This is a genomic window from Actinomadura hibisca NBRC 15177 (genome assembly GCF_001552635.1).
GTDB lineage: Bacteria > Actinomycetota > Actinomycetes > Streptosporangiales > Streptosporangiaceae > Spirillospora > Spirillospora hibisca.
The window spans coordinates 1-20,743 of the sequence record NZ_BCRO01000137.1 but is presented as its reverse complement, the minus strand read 5'-3'; the positions used below and the strand labels follow the sequence as shown (position 1 = coordinate 20,743).

General features: G+C 71.0%; 17 protein-coding genes and 1 pseudogene. 9 read left to right on the top strand and 9 right to left on the bottom strand.

Going from position 1 to position 20,743, the window contains the following annotated elements; genetic code table 11:
* Positions 1-306 precede the first annotated feature (306 nt).
* Both AH6_RS40955 and AH6_RS44950 read right to left on the bottom strand, forming a co-directional pair.
* A complete protein-coding gene (locus AH6_RS40955) occupies positions 307-1,116 on the bottom strand; it encodes a class I SAM-dependent methyltransferase (protein WP_067491671.1) in 810 nt (269 codons plus the stop codon).
* A 154-nt stretch (positions 1,117-1,270) separates the two neighbouring features.
* The gene (locus AH6_RS44950; protein ID WP_169807980.1) at positions 1,271-1,429 is read right to left on the bottom strand and encodes a hypothetical protein; all 159 of its coding nucleotides are present in this window, start codon (positions 1,427-1,429) and stop codon (positions 1,271-1,273) included.
* 84 nt (positions 1,430-1,513) lie between these two features.
* Here AH6_RS44950 and AH6_RS40950 point away from each other — a divergent pair, with 84 nt between their 5' ends.
* From AH6_RS40950 to AH6_RS40935, 4 genes are all read left to right on the top strand, one after another.
* The gene (locus AH6_RS40950; protein ID WP_067491669.1) at positions 1,514-1,915 is read left to right on the top strand and encodes a hypothetical protein; all 402 of its coding nucleotides are present in this window, start codon (positions 1,514-1,516) and stop codon (positions 1,913-1,915) included.
* Positions 1,916-1,971: 56 nt separating this feature from the next.
* On the top strand, positions 1,972-3,996 hold the full coding sequence (locus AH6_RS40945; protein ID WP_067491667.1) for an MFS transporter: 2,025 nt from the start codon (positions 1,972-1,974) through the stop codon (positions 3,994-3,996).
* A 110-nt stretch (positions 3,997-4,106) separates the two neighbouring features.
* Positions 4,107-5,240: an acetyl-CoA C-acetyltransferase gene (locus AH6_RS40940; RefSeq protein WP_067491665.1), complete on the top strand. Its 1,134-nt coding sequence runs from the start codon at positions 4,107-4,109 to the stop codon at positions 5,238-5,240.
* 68 nt (positions 5,241-5,308) lie between these two features.
* Complete coding sequence (locus AH6_RS40935) at positions 5,309-6,103, top strand: enoyl-CoA hydratase/isomerase family protein (protein WP_067491663.1); 795 nt, start codon at positions 5,309-5,311, stop codon at positions 6,101-6,103.
* 292 nt (positions 6,104-6,395) lie between these two features.
* Here AH6_RS40935 and AH6_RS46405 read toward each other — a convergent pair whose 3' ends face one another.
* Complete coding sequence (locus tag AH6_RS46405) at positions 6,396-6,860, bottom strand: IclR family transcriptional regulator (protein ID WP_444978625.1); 465 nt, start codon at positions 6,858-6,860, stop codon at positions 6,396-6,398.
* A gap of 175 nt (positions 6,861-7,035) precedes the next feature.
* Positions 7,036-7,101, bottom strand: a pseudogene (locus AH6_RS46400) (hypothetical protein); the annotation flags it as partial.
* Between the two features lie 266 nt (positions 7,102-7,367).
* Between AH6_RS46400 and AH6_RS40925 the strand changes: the two are divergent.
* The 3 genes from AH6_RS40925 to AH6_RS40915 all read left to right on the top strand — a co-directional run bounded on the left by AH6_RS40925 (position 7,368) and on the right by AH6_RS40915 (position 11,372).
* A complete protein-coding gene (locus tag AH6_RS40925; RefSeq protein WP_067491661.1) occupies positions 7,368-9,356 on the top strand; it encodes an acyl-CoA dehydrogenase family protein in 1,989 nt (662 codons plus the stop codon).
* Positions 9,357-9,427: 71 nt separating this feature from the next.
* Positions 9,428-10,303 carry a lipoate--protein ligase family protein gene (locus AH6_RS40920; protein WP_067491659.1) on the top strand — a complete coding sequence of 292 codons (876 nt, stop codon included), beginning with the start codon at positions 9,428-9,430 and terminating at the stop codon, positions 10,301-10,303.
* Positions 10,304-10,574: 271 nt separating this feature from the next.
* Positions 10,575-11,372, top strand: coding sequence for a class I SAM-dependent methyltransferase (locus AH6_RS40915; protein ID WP_245679702.1), 798 nt, complete (start codon positions 10,575-10,577; stop codon positions 11,370-11,372).
* An 848-nt stretch (positions 11,373-12,220) separates the two neighbouring features.
* On the opposite strand, the gene AH6_RS46905 is transcribed toward AH6_RS40915, so the two are convergent.
* From AH6_RS46905 to AH6_RS40890, 5 genes are all read right to left on the bottom strand, one after another.
* Entirely contained in the window at positions 12,221-15,151 is a 2,931-nt protein-coding gene (locus tag AH6_RS46905) for an ATP-binding protein (protein WP_067491655.1), read from the bottom strand.
* 43 nt (positions 15,152-15,194) lie between these two features.
* Positions 15,195-16,241: a CaiB/BaiF CoA transferase family protein gene (locus tag AH6_RS40905; RefSeq protein WP_067491653.1), complete on the bottom strand. Its 1,047-nt coding sequence runs from the start codon at positions 16,239-16,241 to the stop codon at positions 15,195-15,197.
* A gap of 569 nt (positions 16,242-16,810) precedes the next feature.
* The gene (locus tag AH6_RS40900; protein ID WP_067491651.1) at positions 16,811-17,596 is read right to left on the bottom strand and encodes a protein kinase family protein; all 786 of its coding nucleotides are present in this window, start codon (positions 17,594-17,596) and stop codon (positions 16,811-16,813) included.
* An 11-nt stretch (positions 17,597-17,607) separates the two neighbouring features.
* Positions 17,608-18,432 carry a radical SAM/SPASM domain-containing protein gene (locus tag AH6_RS40895; RefSeq protein ID WP_067491649.1) on the bottom strand — a complete coding sequence of 275 codons (825 nt, stop codon included), beginning with the start codon at positions 18,430-18,432 and terminating at the stop codon, positions 17,608-17,610.
* Between the two features lie 697 nt (positions 18,433-19,129).
* The gene (locus tag AH6_RS40890) at positions 19,130-19,423 is read right to left on the bottom strand and encodes a hypothetical protein (RefSeq protein WP_067491647.1); all 294 of its coding nucleotides are present in this window, start codon (positions 19,421-19,423) and stop codon (positions 19,130-19,132) included.
* Positions 19,424-19,674: 251 nt separating this feature from the next.
* Between AH6_RS40890 and AH6_RS40885 the strand changes: the two genes are divergently transcribed.
* Both AH6_RS40885 and AH6_RS40880 read left to right on the top strand, forming a co-directional pair.
* Positions 19,675-20,451, top strand: coding sequence for a helix-turn-helix domain-containing protein (locus tag AH6_RS40885; protein ID WP_067491645.1), 777 nt, complete (start codon positions 19,675-19,677; stop codon positions 20,449-20,451).
* A complete protein-coding gene (locus AH6_RS40880) occupies positions 20,448-20,633 on the top strand; it encodes a DUF397 domain-containing protein (protein WP_067491643.1) in 186 nt (61 codons plus the stop codon). The genes AH6_RS40885 and AH6_RS40880 overlap by 4 nt, the downstream gene beginning before the upstream one ends.
* Positions 20,634-20,743: the final 110 nt, after the last annotated feature.

The following is a 20,743-nucleotide window of genomic DNA, read 5'->3' as shown; positions in this document are numbered from 1 at the left end:
TTGGTAGGGCTTCGCCCTGCTGTGCTGGTTTTCAAGAGGCAAGGGGCTCTGCCCCCTGCACCCCCGTCCCCGGTGGCCGGGGTTGGCGTGGTGGTGCGGCGCGCGGGGTTGGGGTTGTTGGGCTCGCGCACAAACCCGCGTGGGGTTGGGGTTGGGCGGTCTGGTGTAGACCCCCCATAGATACCGTCGGTGCCTCGTGCTCGGCGAAAGCGGCTGTGTTTCTTTGGGGGGACGTCCCCCCAAACCCCCGCATCCGGGCGTCGCCCGCCCGAAGGGTGGGGTCTACGACTTCTGTGGCTTCCGGCGTTAGATCGGCTCGGCGGCTATGTGGGCCCAGGACTGGGTGAACCACAGTTCGCCGCCGATGATGCGCGGCTTCGCGCCCGTTTTCGGGCCGCCGTCCACCTCGTCTATCAGCTCGTCCCGGATCTGGTCGGCGGCCCGGTGGTCGCGGGCGCCCGCCAGCCACGGCTCGATCGGGCGTTCCACCGTGAACACGTCCAGGCGCCGGATGCTCGCCCCGGCCGAGGTGATCAGGTCGGTCAGGGCCGCGATCGACGGGGTGCCGGGGTGGTCCGGGTCGCGCAGGCGTTCCAGGCGGTCGCGGTCGGGGCCCGACAGGTTCGAGCGCACCAGGTCGGCGATGATCAGGCGGCCGCCGGGGCGGCAGACGCGCAGCAACTCGCGCAGCACCCGGTCCGGGTCGCCCATGTGGTAGAGCGAGAAGCGGGTTGTGACCAGGGAGAACGCGTTGTCGCGGTAGGGGAGGCGTGTTGCCTTGGCGCGCACTGTCGGGGTGTCCGGGCAGCCTCGGCGGGGCATCGGGCGGAACGGGCCCTGGGGTTGTGCCAGGTCCACGTCCGTGGTGATCCGGACGGGGCCCGTGCCGAAGGTGACGGTGGAGGTTCGGCCGGCGTCGTGTTTCTGGGTGGGGGGCAGCGCGTCCACGGCCGCCACGTGGCGTACCTGGGGGGTGAGCGCGGCGGGCATGGGCCCTGTGCCCCGTGCCACGTCCAGGCAGACGTCCTCGGGCACGGGTTCGACGAAGTCCAGCAGCCGCCTCAGGTGGGGGGCGATGGTGCCGTTCTCGCGCATCGTCGTCGCCGGTTGCGGCACGTCTGCTCTCCCTCGGCTCGTCGGCCTCGCCAAGCGGGGTAACACCGCTCACGCTGCCGGGAAGCGCGCCTGGTCAGGATCTAGAGCGGGGTGGGGAGGCCGGTTTCGTCAGTTATGACTCGCGGGGAGGGGAGAAAGTTCGGCCGGAGCCTCGTTATTTGAGGCTCTGGCCCCACAGTGCCAGCACCACCAGCACGAAGACGATGATGACCGCCATCCGGGTGGGCGCCGCCACCCGCATCCGTGACGCGGCCCATCGGACGCAGAACGCCGCCAGCAACGCCACGACGACGAGCAGGATGATCCCTTCCATGGCCGCCTTCGTTCGGGGGGAGGAGCCGTCCTCTCAGCCTAACCGCCTTACCCGCGCCGGGGATCGCCCGCTAACCTCACGCACGTGGCAGATGCGAAGGAAGACAACAAGCGCGACCGGCTGGACGACGTCATGCTCAACGTGGCCCGCTCCCGGGTCGCCCTCGGCGTGGTGGCGTTCGCCGTTCCCGGCCTGACCGTGAAGGCCATGCGCATGGGCAGCGGGGCCGATGCGGGACGCGACTACGTCACCCGCATGTTCGCGGCCCGCGAGATCGCCCTCGGCGCCGGGTACCTGCTCAGCAAGGGCGAGGCCCGCAAAACGTGGGCCCGGCTCGGCTTCGGCGTGGACGCCCTCGACACCGTCACCGGGCTGAAGACCCGGGGGCGGCTGCCGCTGTGGGTGACGGCCGGCGCGGTCGGTGTCGCGGGCGGTGCGGCGGGGCTGGGCGCGGCCAAGGTCGCCAAAGATCTTTTCCGCAGGTAGCGAAGGTTCCGAGCTGGGTAGACCTCCCTCCGTAGTCATCGGGGGGAGACTGCGGGATGGCCGCTCATACCAGTGAACAAGCCGCTCCGGACATGCCGCAGGGCAGGAATCTGGCGGTCATTCTCGGCGCGCTGATGCTCGCCATGTTGCTGGCCGCGCTGGACCAGACGATCGTGTCCACCGCGTTGCCGACGATCGTCAGCGATCTCGGCGGGCTCAACCACCTGTCCTGGGTGGTGACCGCCTACCTGCTGGCCTCGACGGCGTCCACGCCGCTGTGGGGCAAGCTCGGCGACCAGTACGGGCGCAAGCGGCTGTTCCAGCTGTCGATCGTCATCTTCCTGGTCGGGTCGGCGCTGTGCGGGCTGTCGGGCGACATGCTCCAGCTCATCGTGTTCCGGGCCATCCAGGGGCTCGGCGGCGGCGGGCTGATGGTGCTGGTCGTCGCGATCGTGGGCGACGTCGTGCCGCCCCGGCAGCGCGGGCGCTATCAGGGGCTGTTCGGCGCGGTGTTCGGGGTGTCGAGCGTGTGCGGGCCGCTGCTCGGCGGCTGGTTCGTCGACAACCTGTCCTGGCACTGGGTCTTCTACATCAACCTGCCGGTGGGGCTGCTGGCGCTGGTCGCGGTCGCGCTGGTGCTGCACACGCCGTCCGAGCGGCACAAACACAAGATCGACTACGCGGGCATCCTGCTGATCGTCGGCTGGTCGGTCGCGCTGGTCCTGATGACGACCTGGGGCGGCAACCAGTACGCGTGGGGGTCGCCGCAGATCATCGGGCTGGGCGCGCTGGCGCTGGTGCTGATCGCGGCGTGGATCTACGTCGAGAAGCGCGCCGCCGAGCCGGTCATGCCGCTGCACCTGTTCAAGGACTCGGTGTTCTCGCTGAGCTCGGCCATCGGGTTCGTCATCGGGTTCGCGATGTTCGGCGCGATGACGTTCCTGCCGCTGTACATGCAGGTCGTGCACGGCGTCACGCCGACGATGTCGGGCGTGCACCTGCTGCCGATGATGGTCGGCATGCTGGTGGCGTCGATCGGGTCGGGCCAGCTCATCAGCCACACCGGCAAGTACAAGCTCTATCCGGTGGTGGGCACGCCGATCACCGCGCTGGCGCTGTTCCTGCTGTCGCAGATGGACGAGAACACCAGCACGCTCTCGATGAGCCTGCGCTTCGCCCTGCTGGGCTTCGGGCTGGGGCTGGTCATGCAGGTCCTGGTGATCGCGGTGCAGAACCAGGTGCCCTACAAGGACCTGGGCGCGGCGACGTCGGGCGTGACGTTCTTCCGGCAGATCGGCGGCTCGTTCGGCGTCGCGGTCTTCGGGTCGGTGTTCGCCAACCGGCTGAGCGCCAACATGGAGGAACTGCTCCGCAAGGGCGAGCTTCCGGCGGGCTTCAACCCCGAGGCCGTGCAGGGCAACCCCAATCTCATCGACCGGTTCCCGCCGCAGGTGCGCGGCGACTTCCTGCACGCCTATTCGAGCGCCATCGACACGGTGTTCCTGTGGGCGGTCCCGGTGGCGCTGGTCGCGTGCGTCCTGACCTGGTTCATGAAGGAGACGCCGCTGCGCTCCACGGCCGGGGAGACCGACTACGGCGAGGGCCTCGGCGGCGGCCAGTCCTACCGTTCGTCGCGGCACGAGGTCGAGCGCGCGCTGAGCCGGCTCATGCGCAAGGACCCCGGCGCGATGGAGATGTACGCGCGGCTCGGGCGGCTCGCCGGGATGGACCTGCCCGCGGGCAGCATGTGGGCGCTGTGCCGGATCGCCCAGGACCGCAGCGTGCCGGGTGACGAGCTGGCCGAACGCGCCGGGGTTTCGGTCGAGGAGGGCCGTCCCTACGTGGAACGGCTGGTGCAGGACGGTCTCGTGGAGCGTCAGAACGGGAACCTGGTCAGCACCGAGGCCGGTGACCGGGCCGCCGAGCGCCTTTTCCAGGCCCGCGCGGAGGGCCTGGCCGAACATCTGGAAGGCTGGTCGCCCGAGGAGAACCCGGAGCTGGCCGAGCTGCTGACCAGGCTCGCCCACGACACGCTGGGCGACGACGCCGCAGGCCGGGAGGTGCACCGCACGCGGGGTTGACCGAGACCAGCGTCACATGCGGCGTTGCGCCTACGCCGGGGTAACCTCATACTGACCGAATCTCACTCGGTTTCGGGACGGAACCCCCTAACCCTGCTTTTGGAGGCGTAGTGGCCGAGGCGTACATCGTCGGCGCGGTCCGTACCCCTGTCGGCACCCGGAAGGGCGCCCTGAAGGACGTGCACCCCGCCGACCTCGGGGCGCACGTGCTCAAGGAGCTCGTCAACCGCACCGGGGTGGACCCGGCGGCGGTCGAAGACGTGATCATGGGCTGTGTCATGCAGGTCGGCCCGCAGGCGCTGGACATCGCGCGCACCGCGTGGTTGTCGGCCGGGCTGCCCGAGGGCGTGCCGGGCGTGACCATCGACCGCCAGTGCGGCTCCTCGCAGCAGGCGATCCACTTCGCCGCGCAGGGCGTGTTGTCGGGCACCCAGGACCTGGTCGTCGCCGCGGGCGTCGAGCAGATGGCCAAGGTGCCGATGGGCGCCAGCATCGTGCAGGGCCTCGACTTCCCCTACGGCGAGGGCTGGGCCGAGCGCTACGGCATGCAGGAGATCTCCCAGTTCCGCGGCGCCGAGCTGATGGCCGAGAAGTGGGGCTACTCGCGCGAGGACCTGGAGAGGTTCGCGCTGGAGAGCCACCGCCGCGCGGGCGTCGCCATCGAGAAGGGCTACTTCGACCGGGAGATCGCGCCGATCGCCGGGCTGGCCAAGGACGAGGGCGCCCGCCCCGACACCACGCTGGAGAAGATGGCGGGCCTGAAGCTGCTGCGCGAGGGCGGCGCGATCACCGCGGCCGTCGCCTCGCAGATCTCCATCGGCGCCTCGTCGCTGCTGATCGCCTCGGAGAAGGCGGTCAAGGAGCACAACCTGACCCCGCGCGCCCGCATCCACACGCTGGCCATCTGCGGCTCGGACCCGGTCTACATGCTGACCGGCCCGATCCCGGCCACCGAGAAGGCGCTGGCCAAGAGCGGCCTGAAGATCGACGACATCGACGTCTTCGAGGTCAACGAGGCGTTCGCGCCGGTCCCGATGGCGTGGGCGGCCGACACCGGCGCCTCGCTGGAGAAGACCAACCCCAACGGCGGCGCGATCGCGCTGGGCCACCCGCTGGGCGCCACCGGCGGCATCCTGATGACCAAGCTCCTGCACGAGCTGGAGCGCACCGGCGGCCGCTACGGCCTCCAGACGATGTGCGAGGGCGGCGGCCAGGCCAACGCCACCATCATCGAGCGCGTCTGATCGCAGGCGCCATCGGCGGGCGGGACCACTCACGGTCCCGCCCGCCGTCGTTTCCGAGGAGGGGTCCCGTGGACGAGACGATCCTGTACGAGGTGGCCGACCGGGTCGCGCGGATCACGCTGAACCGGCCGCAGGCGCGCAACTCGCTCAACGACCAGATGATCGACGAGCTGCTGGCGGCGCTCGCGCGGGCGGGCGAGGACGACGGCGTGCGCGTCATCGTGCTGACCGGGGCCGGGGATCGGGCGTTCTGCGCGGGCGCCGACCTCGGCGGGCTCGGCGCCAAGCAGGAGGCGGGCGGCTCGGTGGCCGATGCCGACGCCATCCGGGAGAGCGGGCCGTTCCGGCTGTTCACCGCCTTCCCGAAGATCGGCAAGCCGGTCATCGCGCGGCTCGGCGGGCACGCGGTGGCGGGCGGGCTGGGCCTGGCGGCGGCCTGCGACCTGGTGGTCGCCGCCGACGACGTCAAGCTCGCCACCCCCGAGGTCAACGTGGGGCTCTGGCCGATGATGATCATGGCGATCATCAACCGGAACGTGGCCCCCAAGCACGCCTTCCGGCTCTACTACACCGGCGAGCGGATCACCGCCGCCGAGGGCCGCGAGATCGGCCTGGTCACCGAGGTCGTGCCGCGCGCCGAGCTGGACGCGCGGGTGGACGCGCTGGCCCGCACGATCGCCGCCAAGAGCCCGATCGGGCTGCGCAAGGGGCGGGAGGCGTTCTTCGCGATCGAGGGGCGGCCGCTGGAGGACCAGGTCGAGCACCTGCTGGGCGAGCTGGTCGGCCTGGCCGCCACCGAGGACGCGAGGGAGGGCATCACGGCCTTCCTGGAGCGCCGGGAGCCTGACTTCCAGGGCCGCTGATCTCGGGGGAGAGGGCATCACGGCACCTGTTTTCTGGGACGCCGGGAGCCCGGCTTCCAGGGACGTTGATCCGGGGGCATCGCGGCGCCTGTTTTCTGGAACGGCGGAAGCCCGGCTTCCAGGGACGTTGATCCGGGGGCATCGCGGCGCCTGTTTTCTGGAACGGCGGAAGCCCGGCTTCCAGGGACGTTGATCCGGGGGCATCGCGGCGCCTGTTTTCTGGGGTGCCGTGAGCCTGACTTCCAGGGCCGCTGACCTGGTGTGGGTCGTCGCCTTCCGGGCGGCGGCCCCGTCAGGTGATGGTCAGGCTCAGGGTGCGTTGGATGCGGGCCGCCGTCGCCTTCAGGCGGTGCACCGACGCCTCGATCTTGGGCAGCTTGGTGGAGCGGCAGGAGATGGCCAGCGCGCCCACCACGGTGCCGGTCGCGTCGGTGACCGGGACGGCGGCGCAGCCGGTGCCGATCGCGTACTCCTCGTGGTCCAGCGACAGGCCGGCCGGGGTGCTCAGCATGGTCAGCAGGCGGCGCGGCTCGGTGATGGTGTGCGGGGTGAGGTCGACCAGGGGGTGCCGGGACAGGTAGTCGCGGCGGTGGTCCTCGTCGAGCTGGGCCAGCATGCACTTGCCGATCGCGGTGGCGTGCGCGGCGTCGTCGAAGCCGACCCACAGGTCGACGCGGGGCGTGCGCGGGCCGTCGGCGATGTCGATGATGCGGATCTCGTCGTCGACGTGCATGCCGAAGTAGGAGGCGACGCCCAGCTCGTCGCGCAGCGAGCTGAGGGTGGGCCGGATGCGCGCCAGCAGTTGCTGGGTCCGGCTCTGGCCGTGCAGGGTCTGGGAGGCGCTCGCCGAGCACCCACACGCCGTCGGACAGGCGCGTGGCGTAGCCCTCGTGGGCCAGCGTGCGCAGCAGGTGGTAGGTGGTCGCCAGGGGCAGCCGCGCCTCGCGGGCGAGCTGCTTGGCCGGCGCCCCGTTGGGATGCGACGCCACCACCTCCATGAGGTGCAGCGCACGCTGCACGGAGGCGATGAGAGTTGGTCTCCGTGTCTCATCCATCACGCACAGCGAACCCCTCTGACCTCATGGGGTCAAGGACTTTGGCGACTTTCGAATCATTGGATCATTTCTCGGCCGCGCGTGCGGGGGGTTCGGCGAAGTCCAACGGCGAAGTTCCTCGGCGGGGCCCGCCGGATCGGGCCTCCCCAGGGATGCGACCGGGGAGTAACTTCGCGGGTGACACGGAGGCCACCCCAGAGGAGGCCGGCATGAGCCAGCCGAACCCGCACTCCAGTCCCCCCGCCCAAGTCCCCGACGACTCCGGCGCCGCCGTCGACGAGCGCACCGCCCGCAAGGTCGCCGAGGAGGCCCGCGAGACCGAATGGCGGCTGCCGAGCTTCGGCAAGCAGCTCTTCCTGGGCGACTTCCGCCTGGACCTCGTGCACCCCCATCCCCGGCCCGACGAGGAGGCCCGCCGCAAGGGCGAGGCGTTCCTGGCCCGGCTGCGGGAGTTCTGCGCCACCCGCATCGACCCGGCCGTGATCGAGCGCCAGGCCCGCATCCCCGACGAGGTGGTCAAGGGGCTGCGCGAGCTGGGCGCGCTCGGCATGAAGATCCCCGAGCGGTACGGCGGGCTCGGGCTCAGCCAGCTCTACTACGGCCGCGCGCTGATGGTCGTCGGGTCGGTGAGCCCGGCGCTCGGCGCGCTGCTGTCGGCGCACCAGTCGATCGGCGTGCCGCAGCCGGTCAAGGTGTTCGGCACGCAGGAGCAGAAGGACCGCTGGTTGCCGCGCTGCGCCCGGCAGGTCACCGCGTTCCTGCTCACCGAGCCGGACGTGGGCTCCGACCCGGCGCGGCTGCGCTCCACCGCCGTGCCCGACGGCGACCACTACGTCCTCAACGGCGTGAAGTTGTGGACCACCAACGGCGTGGTCGCCGACCTCGTCGTGGTCATGGCCCGCGTGCCCAAGGGAGAGGGGCGGCGGGGCGGCATCTCGGCGTTCGTGGTGGACATGGCGAGCGAGGGCGTGACGGTCGAGAACCGCAACGCCTTCATGGGCCTGCGCGGCATCGAGAACGGCGTCACCCGCTTCCACGACGTCCGGGTGCCGAAGGAGAACCTGATCGCGGCCGAGGGCGCGGGCCTGCGCGTCGCGCTGACCACCCTCAACACCGGCCGCCTGTCGCTGCCCGCCATCTGCGCCGCCTCCGCCAAGTGGGCCACGAAGATCGCCCGCGAGTGGTCGGCCGAGCGGGTGCAGTGGGGCCGGCCGGTCGGCGAGCACCAGGCCGTCGCCAAGAAGATCGCCTTCATCGCCGCGACCTCCTACGCGCTGGAGGCCATGCTCGACCTGTCGGGCCAGCTCGCCGACGACGAGCGCAACGACATCCGCATCGAGGCGGCGCTCGCCAAGCTCTGGTCGTCGGAGATGGCCTGCCGCGTCGCCGATGAACTGGTTCAGGTGCGCGGCGGCCGCGGTTACGAGACCGCCGAGTCGCTGGCGGCGCGCGGCGAGCGCGGCGTGCCCGCCGAGCAGATCCTGCGCGATCTGAGGATCAACCGCATCTTCGAGGGCAGCAGCGAGATCATGCACCTGCTCATCGCGCGCGAGGCGGTGGACGCGCACCTGTCGGTGGCGGGCGACATCATCGACCCCGAGGCCACCCCGCGCGACAAGGCCCGCGCCGCCGCCCGCGCGGGCGGCTTCTACGCGCGCTGGCTCCCGACCCTGGTCACCGGCCCCGGCCAGCGTCCCGGCTCCTTCACCGAGTTCGGCCCGCTCGCCGGGCACCTGCGCTACGTCGAGCGCGCCTCCCGCAAGCTGGCCCGCTCCACCTTCTACGCGGCGGGCCGCTGGCAGGGCGGCCTGGAGTACCGGCAGGGCTTCCTCGGCCGCATGGTGGACATCGGCGCGGAGCTGTACGCGATGAGCGCCGTCTGCGTGCGCGCGCACGCGGACTCCCGCGACGACGGCAGGGAACCGCTGGCCGGTGGGAACGCGACGCCGCCCGGAACGTCGGCGCTGCGCCTGGCCGACGCGTTCTGCCGCCAGGCGCGGGTACGCGTGGAGGAGCTGTTCGACGCCCTGTGGCGCAACACCGACGCCGCCGACACCCGGCTGGCCAAGCACGTGCTGGCGGGCGAGTTCGCCTGGCTGGAGGAGGGCGTGCTCGACCCGTCCATCCCGGGGCCGTGGATCTCCGCCGCCGAACCCGGGCCCAGCACCGGCGACGACGTGCACCGCACCATCGGCTGACCGGGAGGAATCGAACACGCTCTGTCACTATTTGAAAACTCCCCGCCTGTGATCTGTGCCGGTGCGCCGCTATGTTCGAGACCCCGGTGGTGTCCGGGGACGCCGGTTTTCGCGCGGGGCCGACGCCTCCGCCCTGGGAGGTGGCGACCGACATGCTCAGCGTGATCGTCGATGACTCGCGCGACCCGGCGTGGAACCTGGCGCTGGACGAGGCGCTGCTGCGCGCCGCCGACCCGCTGTTCCGGCCGCCCGGCGCCCTGGTCCCGGCCGGAGCGCCGGCCGCGCGGCCGGGCCGTCCGGAGCCGGCGCCGGTGTTGCGGATCTGGCAGAACGCCCCGAGCGTCGTGGTCGGCCGGTTCCAGAACGTGGCCCGCGCCGTCGACCTGGCGGCCTGCGCCCGCGACGGCGTGCGGCTGGTGCGGCGCGCCAGCGGCGGGAGCGCGGCCTACCTCGACTCCGGCGGGCTGGTGTTCAGCCTGGTGCGCCGCGTGGCCGACGGACCCGCTCGCCCCGGGACCGACCTCGACGCACTGGTGTTCGAGGCGCTGGCGGGCTTCGGCGTCCCGGCCGTCCTGCTCGGCGGCGGCATCGTCCAGGCCGCCCGGATGCGCACCCGCACGGCCGCGTTCACCCATGTCGCGGTGCGGGTGACGCAGGTCGGGCCGTTCGGCCGCCGCTACCTGGCGGGCGAGGAGGGCCGGACGCTGGCCGCGCTGGGCCTGGACGCGTCGCTGGACGCGGTGCGCGCGGCGGTGCTCAGCGCCGTCGTGGACGTGTACGGCATCGCGGCCGCCCGCCGCCCCGACGGCCGCGAGCGCGCGCTCCAGGAGTACCTGTACGGCGTCCGCTACGGCGACGTGACCTGGAACCTGACCGGCCGGGGCGGCGCGCGGCGCACGTTGGAGCGGGCGCACCGCCGCGACGGCGGCATCCTCAACAGGGGCTGAAACGGATCTGCACCCCGCCTGGCCGCCGCCGGTAAATGTGCTGGACATCACCTCGTGCCGGGGAATCGTCGGCGCGGTGGCGGTGTGGAGAACACCGCGCATCCGGCTCTGGTCGCTCGCGTGAGGGTTACACTGATCTGAACTTTTGCGCCGGAGATCGGTCGGAGCCGACGCGCAGGCCATCGATCCGGCGGACGCCGAGCTGAACGCCAGCGGGCGACACACGCACCAGCGAGCGGGAAGTATGCATTCACCAGGTCAGAAGAAAACCGTGTCCGGCACTCTGCTCAAGCTCCTCGGCAGCGGGCCCGAGCCCCAGCGGCCGTCGGTCCCGACGGCCGGGGACGGCGAGCTCGTCCAGCCGGCCGCCGGCGAGGGCGCCCTGGAGAACCACCTGGGCGGCGACGAGGCCCGCAACTACCGCAAGTACGAGTACGACATGGTCGCCCCGCACGTCGGGCGGTCGCTGCTGGAGATCGGTTCGGGCCTCGGGCACTTCTCCGAGCAGTTCGCCGGCCGGCTGGACTACCTGGCCGTGAGCGACAACGACCCGTACTGCGTGGGCGAGCTGCGCAAGCGCTACGCCGACAACGACGACGTCGAGGTCATCGACCTGGAGCTGCCGGCGGAGGTCGACATCCGGCAGAAGGTCGACACCGTCGTCATGATGAACGTGCTGGAGCACATCAAGGACGACGTGCAGGCCCTGCGCGACCTCGCCGCCGTGACCCTGCCCGGCGGCCGCATCGTCATCTGGGTGCCCGGCTACATGCAGCTGTACGGGGAGTTCGACCGCAAGGTCGGCCACGTCACCCGCTACACCCCGGCCACCCTCGGCGCGTCGGTGCGCGCGGCGGGCCTGGAGCCCGAGCTGCTCAAGCCGATCAACTTCCTGGGCGGCATCGCCTGGTGGGCCGCGGTCCGCCGGGGCGGCGCGGGCTACCCCGACCCGCGGCTGGTCAAGATCTACGACCGCACGGTCATCCCGGTGACCCGGACGATCGAGCGCCTGGTGCGCCCGCCGTTTGGCCAGACCGTCCTGTGCGTGGCGCGCGTCCCCAAGGGCTGACGCGCCGGGCACCGGCACCCGCGCGCATCGCGGCCCCCGTCCTGTTCCAGGGCGGGGGCCGCGCCGTCGTTTCCGACGATCGATGCTCTGCGTGACGGAGCCGTATCCAAACGTCACCGGGCGGAGTAGCATCACGAGGTGTCCGGGCGGCGGTCCGTCCGCGCTTGCGCACACCGCTCCCGCCGCGGGGCGCGTTCCGCGCAAGCTGGGTATGCCGTCGCGTACCCAGATCGTCCTATGGGTGCCGGGGCGGCGCCGGTTTTAGGTACTCCTATCGGGAGTACTCCCGATGTTCGAGGCCTGCGCGCTCCCCGAGACTGGGCAATGGCCGGACGGGACACGGGCCGCCTCTCCGAGCGGAGAAGTACCGCGTACCTCCGCGGGCCGTGCGCCTGGAAGGCCAGCCACTGAAGTTCCCGTGTGGTCCGACGAGCCGGTGACGAGGGCCCGGGAGGGGAGGCTCTCGTCACCGGCTCCACACCCGGCCGCGCGCGGACTCCGCGTCCCGCACCGGCAGGGCCGGTCCGCCGGCCGGTCAGGCTCCGGCGGGGCGTCCTCCTGGCGCGACGCCCCGCCGGGCTGCGGACGGCGGGCGACAAGCGGCGGGCGGTGGACGCCACGCGGTAGACGTCGGGCGGCGGGGCTTCAGGAGACAAGTGACGCGCGGCGGACGCCAGGCGTCACGCGTCAGGCGGCGAGCGTCATGCGACGGGCGACGGGCGACGGGCGGCGGACGTCAGGCGTCAGGCGGCGAGCGACAGGCGTCATGCGACAGGCGTCATGCGACAGGCGTCAGGCGTCAGGCGTCATGCGACGGGCGTCATGCGACGGGCGTCGCGTGGCGGGCGTCAGTGCGCGGCGGTTTCGAACAGGCCCAGGCGGTGCGCCGTCGCGGCCGCCTCGCCTCGGCTGGCGACGCCGAGCTTGCCCAGGATGTTGGACACGTGCACGCTCGCCGTCTTGGCCGAGATGAACAGCGCGGCGGCGATGTCGCGGTTGCTCTGCCCCTCGGCGACCAGCCGCAGCACCTCCACCTCGCGCGGCGTCAGGCCGAGCGGCGCCTGCTGCGCGCCGCCGCCGATGCGGGCGCGGCGCATCAGCTCCTCGGCACGTTCCAGCAGCGGCGGCGCGCCCACCTCTCGGGCCAGCTCGCAGGCGCGGCGCAGCCGCTCGGCGGCGGCGTCGCGGTCGCCGTCGTGCAGGGCGCAGTAGGCCGCCCAGGTCAGCGTCTCGGCCTCGTTGACGGGCTGGCCCAGCGACCGCCACGCGTCCGCCGCCGCGTCCCAGGCCGCCCGGTCCAGACGGCCCCGCGCGCGGGCCAGCGCGGCGGCGTAGGTGAGCCGCCACGCCTCCTGCAACGGGCCCAGCACGCGCATCTTGGCGGCGCGCGCCTCCATGCGGGGCAGCGCGGGCTCGCCGCCGATCAGCGCCTCGCCGTTCAGCTCGGCGCAGGCCATCATGCCCAGCGCCAGCACGGGCCAGGCGTAGCGGCTGTCGTCGGGCAGTTCGGGGTTGTCGAGCACCGGCTCGACGGCCGCGACGGCGTCGGCGAGCCTGCCCTGCGCCAGCCGCAGCCGCGTCTCCAGCCGCAACACCGCGAACAGGTCCTGGGTCTTGCGCCAGGTGACGCGACGGGCCGGGGCGAGCCGCGCCTCGGCCCGCTCCAGGTCGCCCCTGGTGAGCGCGGCCTCCCCGGCCAGCACGAACAGCGAGGTGCGGATGGCGAGCGGCGGGTCGCGGTCCAGGGCGCTGCTCAGCACGGCCTCGGCCTCGGCCAGGCGGCCCAGCGACACCAGCGGCTCGGCCTGGTTGATGCACAGGAAGGTGCCCCGGGTGCGGCCCACGCCGAGCCTTTCGGCCTGCTCGACGCCGGAGCGGGCGGCCTCGACGGCCTGCTCGTGCCGCCCGCAACCCTCCAGGAAGTGCGACAGGGTGACGGCGGCCTGCATCTGGAGGTGCTGGCTGTCGGAGGCCAGGGCGGAGGCGTAGGCGTCGCTCAGCTGCCCCGCGAACCGCTCGGAGTGCTGGTCGTCGTAGGACAGGTGGTACTCGAAGTCCACGCAGGCCATGGCGAGCTTGGCGGAGGCGGTGCCGGTCGGGTCGTCCAGCCGGGCCGAGATCGCCAGCGCCTCGCGGGCGGCGGTCTCCGCCTCGGCCGAGCCGTGCAGCAGCCGCCCGAAGCGGGCCAGGGTGACCAGCGCGCGGGCGCGGTGGGTGGTGGGCGGCTCGGCGGGCAGCAGCCGCACCGCCTCGCGCAGGTCCTCGATGAAGCCGGGCTTGGCCAGGTCGTAGGCCATGCGGCCGCGGTGCTCCAGCAGGACGGCGCGCCGCACGTCCTGCTCGGGGGCGTCCCGCCCGGCGGCGAGGCGGTCCAGCTCGCGCAGCCCGGAGGTGGCGAACTTGATGCCCTGCTCGTACTCGCCGCACTGCTCGGCGGCGGTGACGGCCTTGGTGATGACGCGGACGTGGTCGGCGCCGATCAGCTCGGCGGCGTCGGGCACCCGCTCCCAGAGCTCCAGCACGCGCGACAACATGGCGAGGCTCTCGGCGTGCGCGGTGGCCTTGCGCAGGTCGGCCGACGCCTTCCACGCGCTGACCAGCGCCCAGGTGGCGTCGTGCGCGGCGTTCCAGTGGTGGCTCAGCTCGACCCACTGGCGGCCGGGCGGCACCAGGGAGGCGTCCTCCTCCAGCGCCTGGGCGTAGCGGGTGTGCAGGCGGGTGTGCTCGCCGGGCAGCAGGTCGTCGTGCAGCGCCTCGCGGATCAGCGCGTGCCGGAAGGCGTAGCCGTCGCCGTCGACCACCAGGACGTTGGCGGCGACGGCGGGCCGCAACACGCGGGTGAGCGCGGCGTCGTCCAGGCCCGTCACCGCCGACAGCAGCGCGTGCTCGATGCGGGTGCCGCCGCCGGAGGCGTCGCGCAGCGCGTCCTGGGTCTCCTCGGGCAGCCGCTGGACGCCCGCCAGCAGCAGGTCGCGCAACGTCTCGGGCAGCTCGCAGGCGAGGGTGCCGTCGCTGTCGAGCAGCGCCTCGACGAACAGCGGGTTGCCCTCGCTGCGCGCGTAGACGCGGTCGATCAGGCCGACCGGCGGGTGGTGGCCGAGGATGCCGGTGACCAGCTCGGCGACGTCGGCGCGGGCGAGGCGGCCGAGCTCCAGCCGCCGCACCCGGTCGACGCGGGCCAGCTCGGCGAGCAGCGGCCGCAGCGGGTGGGTGCGGTGCAGCTCGTCGGCGCGGTAGGAGACCACGATCAGCAGCGGCGCGGCCCCGACGTTGCGGGTGAGGAACGACAGCAGATCGCGGGTGGAGCGGTCGGCCCAGTGCGCGTCCTCGATGACCAGGACGACCGGGCCGGTGTCGGCGAGGCGTTCCAGCAGCGTCAGCACCAGCTCGAACAGCCGGGCGCGCTCCTCGCCGGTGGTGGTCGGGTTCTCCGGCTCGCCGAACTCCGGCAGCAGCCGGGCGAGCCCGGCGGCGTCGCCGCGCGGCAGCAGCGCCGCCACGCCGTCGATGCCGATGTCGCGGACCAGGCCGCGCAGCACGGTGGTGAACGGCGCGAACGGCAGGCCGTCCGAGCCCAGCTCCAGGCAGCCGCCGACCAGCAGGCGGGCGCCGTCGGTCGCGCGGACGGCGGTGGCGAACTCGCGGATCAGGCGGGTCTTGCCGAGCCCGGCCTCGCCGCCGACCAGCACGGTGCCGGGCGCGGCGGCCAGGGCGGCGGCCAGCTCGCCCAGTTCGGCCGTGCGCCCGACCAGGACGGGTCCCACCACGCGTGCGTTCACGCCTCAAGAATGCCACCCGGATCCGACAAAGCGACATGAATATTCAGTGGGTGAGACGCCAGCCCTCGCCGCGGTGCTCGTCCAGCGCGGCGACCGGCCCGGTGCCCAGGGGCGGGTGGACGGTGCCGCGCACGGCGTCGCCGACGGTGCCGTCGCGGAGCACGCCGCGCTCGCGGAAGTGCGGCAGCTCCATCATCTCGGCGCGGTCGAGCACGGGGGCGACGGGGGCTCCGGCGGCGGTGAGGAGCTTCACGGCCTCGTCGCGGGTGAGGCGGGCGACGGCGGCGGCGATCTGGCCGTCCAGCTCGCTGACCCGGTTCAGGCGTTCCAGGAACGGGACGGCGGCGTGCTCGGACAGGCCGAGGGCGTGGCAGGTGGCGGCCCAGAGGCGTTCCTCGGAGACCACGCCGAGGGTGATGCGGCCGCCGTCGCCGGTGGGGTAGATGCCGTAGGCGGGGAGCGGGCCGGTGTCCCCGGCGGGGCGGGTGGCGGCCGGGACGGTGCCCGTCCAGTGAGCCAAGACGTCGGCCATGCCGAGGTCGAGCCATTCGCCTTCGCCGGTCGTGCGGGCCTTCAGGCAGGCGGCGGTGATCGCGAACGCGGCCATGGTGGCGGCGGCCATGTCGGCGAGCGGCAGCTCGTCGGCGGTGGGCGGGGGCGCGTCGGGCGGGAGGGCGGCGGCGTACGCGCGGTAGTTGACGTCGTGGCCGGGGACGTCGGCGAGGGGGCCTGCGGAGCCGTAGCCCGACAGCGAGCAGTAGACGAGGGCGGGGTTGGCCTCGCGCAGGACGCGATGGCCGACGCCGAGCCGGTCGGCGACGCCGGGACGGAAACCTTCGACGAAGACCTCGGCGTCGCGGGCCAGCTCCAGGCAGCGGGCGAGGTCGGCGGGGTCCTTGAGATTCAGTTCGACGCTGCGTTTGTGCTGGTTGAGCGGGTCGAAGTGGCCGCGGAAGGCGCGCATCGGCTCGCCGCCGGGCGGCTCGACCTTGATGACGTCGGCGCCCTGCTGGGCGAGGAGCAGGGTGGCGTACGGGCCGGGCCGCCACATCGTGAGATCGAGGACGCGCAGTCCGTCCAGCAGCGCCATGAGTCCCTCTCCAGGTCCAAAGCGATCAACTTCCGCCCCACGGTGCCGCCTCGCGGGGTGAGGAGTCAAGCGAGCGCTTGGTCAAAATAGAAGGCCCGCCGTTGACGGGGTGTCCAGTTCGGGTGACGCTGGCGAGGACGGTGGGGCCGAGGCCCGGCCCTACCAGGACGCGCTGGACCAGGTGGAGATTGCCGTCCGGCGCGTCTGGGCCGTGGAGCAGAGCTTCCGTTGTCAAAGGAGTAGAGGTTTCCGCAGCTCAGAGTCTCGGAGTCACTGTGGACGACAACATTGAGGCATACGCTGACGCTCAGGCCGCCCGCGCGTCCAAGATCCCGGCTGAGGTGCTGGCAGACCTCGCCGAGCGACTTGGCATCGCCTACGAGGGTTGAGACACCCCAGCAGTCCTGCCGCGAGACGCTCCGCTGCCCTCAACGGGCCGCTGGGCGCGGAACGTCTTAGCGGAATACCAGAGACCAACAGGCGGAAGCCGCTAGACGGCACAACCCCCAGCCAAGTGGCCGAGGGGCCTTGTTGCTTTCATCGCCGGGGTGTTGTCTCTCTAGGACGGGCTACTTCTTGCTGTGGCGGTACTCAAACCACCGGCGACATGCATCCAGCATCGCCTGTAGCCACGCGGTGTCTGGGGACCGTTCGACCATGCGCGCCTGCATCCGCATCGAGGCCAAAGCGAATTCATGCAGAGCCGCAGGGGACGCGTTCCGCCAGGCGGCGCACTTCGACACCCAGCTCTCGGCTTGCTGCGGGCTATGCCCGGCTGCGATCAACTGGATGACGAAGAGGGCAGGGTCGATGAACCCGGCTCCTCTGGTCGGCCAGGCCCAGTCAACGACGCACGTCTGATCAGCACCTATCAGGATGTTGCTGGGATGGAGGTCGGTGTGCAGGAGAGCGTTGCCGCGTAGCAGCTCCGGGCGATCGGCATAGCCATCCCAGCGAGTTTCCACCCAGTCGTGGGTGCTGGCTGGAGGGACAAGCCCGCCGATGCGGTCGATCAGCAGCATCACGCGACCGAGATCTTGTGAGCCCGGCCCGATGTCGGGGTGACGGCTGCGGACGTAATCGAACCCCAGCGCCACCCAGTCCGTGTCGCCCGTCTGGAAGCGCAGCTTCGGTGCGATTCCTGCGAGTGCCTTGTTGATGGCCGCCTCGCGCATCAGGGAGTCCCGTCTACCGCCGGGCCGGTTCTGCATCGCCTTGATGAAGAAGGTGCCCCGGTCACTCTCGATGAAGACGGTGTGGTCCGACATGTGTCCGCCCGCAGGGGAGACATGGCGGATGTGACCGGAGTGAGAAGTGATCAGCTTCTCCAGACCGGACGGCAAACGGGACTCCATGACGTCCCTTCCTAGTTCCTGGGGTTGCAGCCGCTGCCCGGAGAACCCGGGCTGCACTCGGTGTCGGGGTCGCAGCCGTCGCTGTTGCGCGGTGCGGCCAGGATCTCGGCGCGGGCGGCGGACATCTCCTCGCCGTTCAGGATCTCACCCAGTGGTGCGGTGAGCACGTTGCCGACGCGCAGGAAGCCCGCCGCCATCGGGCACGGCGACACGTTGCCGAACGGGTCGATGGACGCCTTGCCGACGCCGCAGTTGCCGCACAGGTCCGCCGCCGACGACTCGTGGTCGCTGGCGGCCCGGCCGAGGGAGCGGGTTTGGTCCACCCTGATGTCCGCGACGCCCAGGTCCGCCAGCTCCTGCGCGGCGGCCTTGACGTCCTGGTCCTCGTGGTGCTGCACGATCCCCACACGGATGGGGACGCCGAGCTGGACGGCCCGGATGATGTTGTCGCGCGTGCGGGCGTGGCTTGCGCGTCCGGTCACGCGGTTGTGGGCGTCGGGATCGCTGGAGTAGTACGAGGTCGCCACGGTGACCTGGGGGAGCTGGAACAGCTCCCACCACGCCGACGAGACGTGGACGAGGTTGGAGAAGACCTCGACCTCCATCCCCAGCGAGAGGGCGTAGAAGATCACCTCGCGCCCGTGGGGGAACAGGGTGATCTCGCCACCGATCCCCTGAACCTTGCGGATGCCCGCGCCGTGGGCCTCACGTAGAACGCGCTTCCAGTCGTCCAGGGTCATGTCCCCGTGGTCACCACGGGGACCGGAGTCGTTGTAGCAGGGCTCGCACTTGAGCTGGCATCGCTTGGTCACGTCCAGGGACAGCCGCTCAACCATGGCTATTGACACTGGCTCCTCCTAGAGCCATCGGGCGCGGCTGGTTGCCGCGCTTGATCCCCCGGATGGCGGGCACGTCCGCTGCCGTTGCCAACGTGCCCGCCCGGTCCGAATCAGGAACTACGAGAACTTGATCAAGGGCATCTCCTTTCGTAGTGGGGAAGCTGTCTCCCTGACCGGGTCCGAGAGCCAAAGGGATGGCAACCCAGTCAGAGGTTGGGGCCTCCGGGCGAGCCAGCGACCAAGCCGTTACCCGCCCGGAGGGGCATGGGTCACATGAGGTGTGCTTTGTCCTCTCGTGGTTAAGATCATCCTCAGGATGTTGATCATGGCCACAGTGGAAGAGAATGTCCGGATCACTGGGAATGTCGCAGGGGTCGCGAAGTTCAAACCCAGAGGACGACGGCGGCCTGCTCCTCCGCCGGTCACCATCGTCCGGGTGCATCCCAAGGCCCTTGCCACGGCTCGACGCCTGGCGGGAGGGGGCGCTTCCCGGCTGGAGTTGCGGCCGGACGGGTCGGTGCTGGTGAAGAACGGCGGGAAGGCGGGCTGACGCGCCTCCGTGCGTGGGAGCCTCGGTGCTGGCGCTCAAAGAGCGGGCGCATCAGGAACCCGAGGAGCCAGCCAACGACCAGGCAGGCGACTGCAACCACAGTTATCTGGATGAACGCGCTCGTGATGACTCCACTCATCCCGCTCACCACGTACCCCTGTGGTCGCTCCTCGGGACGCGCTCCTCGCGGTACTTGAGGTACTTCGCGTCCTCCTCCACGAGCGGCTCCAGTTCCGCCTTCGTGACGGCCTCCACGCTCGGCTGGAGGCCGTAGTAGATCTCGGCCAGACTCAGCGGGCGCCGGGTGTGGCACACCCACTTACCGTCCGCCAGCCGTATGTACGGCATAGCCCACCGCCAGGTGTCTTCGACTCCACCAGGCAGGGGGTCTTCCGCGTCGATGAAGTCCGGCTTGCGGTCGGTCGTGTTGTCGGCCATGGACTGGACTCTCCTTCTGCGATCCCCCCGACGGTGAGTACGCCTCCGGACGTGCAGCGCGGACCCCGTGAGAGACACGGACACCACACGCCCGGAGGGGCGGAGTGATCGCCGATCAGAATCGGTCGATCTGCCTCCCAGACTGCAAGATGGATGCTTCACTGGCTATGGATGCGCATACATCGCATACAAGATCATCTTACGGAAGGTGTCGTATGCCAGTCAGAGAGCAACTTGATCCACGCTCGTCAATGAAGCACTTTCTGGCCGTCTACCTGCATTTTCTTCGCACCGAGCACGGATACACCTGTGCTTATGTCGGCGAGCGGGTGGGAGTCGCGCGACAGCTTGTCTCCAACTGGGAGTCGGGCTACCGCCGCCCCGCACAAGAACACGCCAAGGCCCTCGACGCGCTGTACGGCACGGGCGAGCTGATCCAGATCCTGCTGCACTACGCCTTGTCTGCTCACGAGCCCGATTGGTTCGGAGCGCACGTCGAGCTGGAGTCGAAGTCCAACGTCATCCACCTGTACGAGTGCCAGGTCATCCCCGGCCTGCTGCAGACCGAGGCTTACGCTCGCACGGTCTTCACCCTTGGCGGAGAGTCCGAGGACCCCGAGAGAGCTGTCCGTGCGCGCATGGCCAGGCAGGAAGCCTTGACCAGGCCGGACAGTCCACGTCTATGGGTCCTACTGGAACAAGACGTGATAGAACGTTTGGTCGGCGGGCCCGAGGTGATGCGTGAGCAGCTTGAACGGCTGCTGGAGCTGTCTGAGCGTCCCAAGATCACCATCAGGATCGTCCCTCGCTCCTTGGGCTACCACATAGGGCTTCGAGGGGCTTTCAAGGTGCTGCGGGTCGGCAAGGAATCCCTCACATACACGGAGGCCGCCGCGGGTGGGAGACTGACGACGGACCCCGTGGAGGTCGAACGGATGGCCGAGCGGTTTGAAGTGATCAGCGCAGACGCGCTCACCCGTGAGGCATCGCGAGACCTTCTGAGACGAATCATGGAGTCGCTTAAATGATCAACTGGCGTAAGTCGAGCTACAGCCACGGCACTGACAACTCGGACTGCGTGGAACTTGCATCCATCGGAGACATGATCGGTATCCGGGACAGCAAGGCCCCTGGGGGGCACCTGTCTGTTCCCAAGAGCGAACTGGCGATGCTCGTTGGCCTCATCAAGGTCGGCGATTTCAGCCTCTGAACCCGCGAGTGTCGTAGACCCCCTCCCAGGAGGGGGTCTTTTGCTGGTTGTCAGTGCCCTCTGGCGGGATTCCCGCCGGGTGGTTCGACCTTGATGACGTTGACGCCCTG